General features: G+C 65.9%; 6 protein-coding genes. All 6 read right to left on the bottom strand.

Annotation, left to right across the window (positions count from 1 at the left end):
• The coding region (locus ACFQEU_RS10575) for a hydantoinase/oxoprolinase N-terminal domain-containing protein (RefSeq protein ID WP_379781922.1) at positions 1-807 on the bottom strand (807 nt) is incomplete at its 3' end.
• 12 nt (positions 808-819) lie between these two features.
• A complete protein-coding gene (gene hisH / locus ACFQEU_RS10570) occupies positions 820-1,479 on the bottom strand; it encodes an imidazole glycerol phosphate synthase subunit HisH (RefSeq protein ID WP_379781920.1) in 660 nt (219 codons plus the stop codon).
• A gap of 121 nt (positions 1,480-1,600) precedes the next feature.
• Complete coding sequence (phnE, locus tag ACFQEU_RS10565; protein ID WP_379781918.1) at positions 1,601-2,686, bottom strand: phosphonate ABC transporter, permease protein PhnE; 1,086 nt, start codon at positions 2,684-2,686, stop codon at positions 1,601-1,603.
• A gap of 20 nt (positions 2,687-2,706) precedes the next feature.
• Positions 2,707-3,492, bottom strand: a complete 786-nt coding sequence (locus ACFQEU_RS10560) for a phosphonate ABC transporter ATP-binding protein (protein WP_379781916.1) — start codon at positions 3,490-3,492, stop codon at positions 2,707-2,709.
• Between the two features lie 27 nt (positions 3,493-3,519).
• The gene (locus ACFQEU_RS10555) at positions 3,520-4,593 is read right to left on the bottom strand and encodes a substrate-binding domain-containing protein (protein ID WP_379781914.1); all 1,074 of its coding nucleotides are present in this window, start codon (positions 4,591-4,593) and stop codon (positions 3,520-3,522) included.
• 135 nt (positions 4,594-4,728) lie between these two features.
• On the bottom strand, positions 4,729-5,340 hold the full coding sequence (locus tag ACFQEU_RS10550; protein WP_379781912.1) for a uracil-DNA glycosylase: 612 nt from the start codon (positions 5,338-5,340) through the stop codon (positions 4,729-4,731).
• Positions 5,341-5,600 lie beyond the last annotated feature (260 nt).

Below are 5,600 nucleotides of genomic sequence, written 5' to 3'. Positions count from 1 at the left end.
CGGCCCGGAGAGGACCGTCGTGACCGCGTTCGACCGAACCGTCTCGATGTCGGCTACCCCGCCGTTCGACCGCATCACGCGCGGATCCGGGAGCCCGGCGTCGCGAGCCTCGTCGAGCAGCCGCCCGAGGTACCCCTCGATCGCCGGCGTCACGTACGCGTCGGCGACGGTCGTCGCCGTCCGCTCGAACTCGCGAAACTCGCGGCGAACCTCGTGGGAGGCCGACACCGGAACGTCGAGCGCCTCGCGGAGGAGCGACGCGACTCGACGTTCGTTCTCGGGATGCGCGTACGCGTGAAGCAACGAGACGGCGACGCTCTCGATTTGCTCGTCGTTCGCGTCGCCCGGTTCCGTCCCGATGCGCGCGGCGAGGTCGCGAACCGCGTCCTTGTCGACCCGGTCGCGGATCCCGTCGACGGTGGCGCGCTCGTCGACCTCGAACCGTCGCCGGCGCGGCACGAGCGGCGCGGGCTTCTCCGCGCCGAGGTCGTACAGCGACGGCCGGTCCTGTCTGCCGATCTCGAGGACGTCACGGAACCCAGCCGTCGTCACCAGCGCCGTCGTCGCGCCGTCGCGTTCGAGCAGCGCGTTCACCGAAACGGTCATGGCGTGGGCGAACGCGTCGACGTCGCTCGGTTCGATCCCCGCGGCGGCACAGCCCTCACGGACCCCCCGAAGGACGCCCTCGCTCTGCGGCTCCGTCGTCGGCACTTTCGTCGTCGTAAGCGCGCCGTCGACGAGCAGCGCCACGTCGGTGAACGTGCCGCCGACGTCGACGCCCAACCGGACGGAGTGGTCGCGTGACATCGCTCGCTCGATCTACCGGTCCGCGCAGTACTCGACGAAATTACGCAGGATCCGCAGCCCCGTCTCCCCGCTCTTCTCGGGATGGAACTGCGTGCCGAACACGTTGCCCGCGTCGTTGGCGACGATCGCCGGGAAGTCGACGCCGTAATCCGCGGTGGCGACGACGGCGTCCGGGTCGTCCGGCTCCGCGTAGTACGAGTGGACGAAGTAGGCGTACTCCCCGTGGACTCCCTCGACGAGCGGGTGCTCGCGGGCGACCTCCAGCTCGTTCCAGCCCATGTGTGGGACCTTTCGGTCGACGTCGAACCGGACGTTGGTGCCCGGAACCAGATCCAGCCCCGTCACCTCGCCTTCACCCTCGTGGTCCGCCTCCTCGCTCGTGGTGAGAAGCATCTGCATCCCCAAACAGATCCCGAACAGCGGGCGGCCCGCCGCGGCGTGGTCGGTGAGCGCCTCCCGGAGGGGGCCGGCGTTCTCCATCCCCTCGCGGAACGCGCCCACACCCGGGAGGACGACGCCGTCGGCGGCCGCGAACGCCTCCGGATCGTCGGTGATCTCGACTGAAGCGCCGGCCCGTTCGAGTCCGCGAGTCGCGGATCTGAGGTTCCCGAGCCCGTAGTCGACGAGAACGATATCCGCCAGCGTCTCCGCGGGCGGTTCGAAGGTGTGCATACGTCCCCTCCGAGGCCGACCGAAAAGTCGGTTTCCCTTGTGGCAGATCGGTGGACGACCGTTCAGCCGACTCGAACGGACGGCGGGTGTGGCGGAAAGCGGGGGGAAGTCCCGCGAGGCGTTACTTCAGTGCCGAGTCAGCCATCCGGCGCGGGAAGCCGGTGATCAGCTCCCAGATCCCCATCTCCACGTCGTCGGCGCGGAGCCGCGACCGGAGCCGCTGGCTGAACAGCTCGACGGAGATGATGAGGAGGAAGATGGAGATCAGCGTCGCCATCATGTTCGTGAACTGGAGCAGGTTCTGTTGGGAGGTCACGATGAACCCGAGCCCCCCGGCTCCGATGACGCCGACGGTGACGGCGATCCGGACGTTGATCTCGAGGACGTACAGCGTCCACGCGATGAACGCGGTCCGGACCTGGCTCAACATGCCGAAGAAGACGATCTGCGGCTTGTTCGCCCCGGTCGTTCGCATCGCCTCGACGGGCCCTTCCTCGATCTCTTCGAGCTCGTCGACGAACAGCCGTCCGAGGTTCCCGATCGTGTCGAACGCGATCGCCAGCGCCGCGGAGGCGGGACCGAGTCCGAGGAACGGGATGAAAATGAGCGTCCAGACGATCGCGGGAACCGCCCGAATGAAGGACATCGTCCCGCGGAAGATGAAGTTAAACGGGAACGGCGTGACGCGCCCGGAGCCGAGCGTCCCGAACACCAGCGCGAACGGAAAGCCGACGACGGTCCCGACGAACCCCATCGCGAGCGTGATCCCGGCCTCGCCGAAGATCTGGAAGATACCGAGCTCCGTGAAGAAGAACGCGTACGCGTCGGTCGCGCTCGGTGGCCACTGGAACAGGAGCCCGCCGATCTCGGGGTCGTACAGCAGGTTCGCCTGCCGGATGAATTCGATGTACTGTCCGAAATCGAGGAACGGGATCACGTCGAAGTAGAACGTGATGGGGAAGAACTCGTTCAGCGAGTCGAGGAACGTCCCGATCCGGGCGTCCGGATCGAGCAGTTCGGTCGCGGCGAACGCCTGGATCGTCGCGAACACGATGAAGCCGAGGAGGCCGAACCAGCCGAGCGCCCGTCGTCGCCGCGTTCGCCTGATGTTCTCGAACTGTTCGACGATCCGATCCGATGCGCCGGCCTCGTCGGGGCCCGACTCGGGACCGTTCGTTCCGTCGGATGTAGATTGGTTAGTTGTCACGTATATCAGCTCGATTCGTGTTAGGTCGTCGCCACGTCTTCCGCCGCACCGTCGGTTCCGTCATCTCGGCTCACGAACATCCCTTCCGTGTCGATATCGCCGTAGAGGTCGTCTATTACGTCGATCGTCAGTTCATCGCGGTAGCCGTCGAACACTTTCTTTCCGTTTCGGAGGCCGATGAATCGGTGCCCGAACTTCCGTGCGATGTTCACCTGATGGAGACTACAGAACGTCGTCAGATCGCGTTCCTCGGAGGCGCTGCGGAGGTACCCCATCACGTCCTGCGCGCTTCCCGGATCGAGGCTCGCGACCGGCTCGTCGGCGAGAAGCACGTTCGGTCGCTGGACCAGCGCGCGGGCGATCCCGACGCGCTGTTGTTGACCGCCGCTCATCCGTCTGGCTTTCTGTTCCGCCTCGCCGAGCAGCCCGACCGTGTCGAGCGCGTCGAGCGCGCGGTGTTTCTCCGATTCGTCCTGTAGCTGGAGCACGCTAGAGAGGAACCCGAACTGGTGGATACCGCCGGAGAGCGCGTTCGAGTACGCGGACATGTCGCCGATGATGTTGTGCTGCTGGAAGATCATCGCGACCTCCGGTCGGGGAGCGACCATCGGCGAGCCGTTTATCCGGATCTCACCCTCCGTCGGCGAGAGCAGCCCGCTCATCGTCCGCAGGAGCGTCGATTTCCCGGACCCCGAGACGCCGAGAACGATAACGAACTCGCCGGCAGGGACCTCGAACGATACGTCGTCGAGCGCCACGACGTCGCCGAACCGTTTCGTAACGCCGTCTACTTCGATGTAGCTCATAAAGGAGGGTGAGAGGGAACTGGCTGCTTAGAGGTCGCCCCAGTCGAGTCCGAGCGACTGCCCGAGCTCGACGACGGGGTCGTAGTCCTCGTGCGTTGCCTCAACGATACCGCTGAACCAGAGCTCGTGGTCCTGAACGAGCTCGACATCGTCGAGCTCGCTGTCGGAGAGCTCGTCCTCGTCCATCTCGAGCAGCTCCGGATCGATGTTGAGCGCCTCCGCGATATCGGCATCGGAGTCGTGTGCGAACGCCTCGTCGGGCGCGTTGAGCATCGCTTCCCGTACCTCGGTCTTGAGCGACTCGTCCCACGCCGCGTTGCTTACGATCGGCGCACGCGGGATCGGGTCGGAGACGGCGAGCAGCTGGAGCTCCGGATCACGCGAGCCGGCCCCGTCGTACTCGGCAGAGATGTCGACGTACTCCTGTGACATCTCGTCGAACTGTTCCTGTGGGACGTGTGGCCCCGTCGAGAACGCCCCGGTCGCTGCCGCGGCGATCGAGTCGTCGTCGACCATCTGTGTGCGCGCAGTCGTGTGATCGGAGGTTCGAAGTTCGAAGTCCTCCGGGCTGGTTCCGGGCGCCCCACCGATGTCGAGACCGGCGTTTTCGAGCATCAAGAGTGGGAACAGCGTCCCCGACACGGACGTCGGCGCACCGGACGCGATGATCTCGCCTTCGAGGTCGCTCAACGACTCAATGCCGCTGTCCGGCGTCGTCGTGATGAGCGAGAAGTACTGCTGTGCACCGAACGCGACTCGCATCCCCGTAACGTCGATCTCGTCGCCGATCTGTGCGACCGCACCCGGAGAGGTGTCCGCGAAGACCCGGTCGTTCTCCTCGGCACGCTGGAGCTCCGCGACCGTCGCGGAGTAGTCCGCCGTCGGCTGTCCATCGATCTCCACGTCGACTTCGGACTCGATGTATTCGAAAAGGGGCGCGTACTGTACCTGAATGTCGATCTCCTCTTCAGCCGGATTCATCACCCACGTGACTTGGTTTTCCGCCACGTCACTTGCGCATCCGGCCAACCCAACCGCACTTGCCGCACCCGCTGTTTTCAAAAACGTTCGCCGATTCGCCGACCACCTGTTGTCGGACATACACAGGATAACTTTACTGGGGTAACTAATCGTTTTCTATGTTTTCTATAGAGAGATCCCATGAGACCGACCCTCACGCGCTGAGAACTCCGAACCGGGTGGAACGCCGAGTCAGGGACCGGGCAGAACGCCAAGTCAGAATTCGCCGAGTCGCGACTGTCCGCTCGATCCCTCCGCCACCCCTGCGAGAGTGGCTGCCCGCGCGACCGTCTCGAAGAACCCCTCGCGCTGGCTCCGGTCGTACAGCGTCGCCGCCGGGTGAACGGACAGCAGCACACGGCGGGAAGAGCCGCCGAGCCGGGCGTCGACGACGCTCCCGGACTCGGAGGTGATGGCGACCGATCGATCCAACAGATGCTCGCTTGGAACCTTCCCGAGCGTCACGATCAGATCGGGGTCGAGCCGATCGATCTCCGTCTCGAGGTGGCCGCGACAGTTCGCCAGTTCCTCGCCTCGTGGATCACGGTTGTCCGGCGGACGACACCGCACGCAGTTGGTGATGCGGACGTCCGCACGGGCGAGCCCCGCGTCCCGCAACGCCTCGTCGAGCACGTCACCGGAACGACCGACGAACGGTTCGCCCCGCTCGTCCTCCGTCGCGCCGGGGGCCTCACCAACGAACAGCAGGTCGGCGTCGATGGGGCCGACGCCGTCGACGATACGGCTCCGTGACTCCACCAGCGCCGGACACCGCTCACACGACTGAAGGCGGAGCTCCTCGTCAAGCGCGGCCGCGTCATCGCTCATGGGATCGGTTCGGAACGGGAGCGACATAAGCGCCGCCGATCCCACCCGGTCAGTGACGTTCCACCGCCGCTCACTCCGTTGCCGCCGCTCGCTCCGTTGCCGCCGCTCGCTCCGCTTTCGCTACTCACTCCGCCGGTCCCGTCACGACCAGCACGCGGAGGTCGTTCACGTTCGTCCCGGTAGGCCCCGTTCGGAGGAGCGCGTCCGCCGCGTCCAACAGCGGCGCGACGTCGTGACGGGCGAGCGCGTCCCGCGCGGCG

The organism is Halorubrum tibetense, from assembly GCF_042661865.1.
Lineage (GTDB): Archaea > Halobacteriota > Halobacteria > Halobacteriales > Haloferacaceae > Halorubrum > Halorubrum tibetense.
Note: the sequence above shows the minus strand (reverse complement) of the source record. Positions and strands in the feature narration are given on the sequence as shown.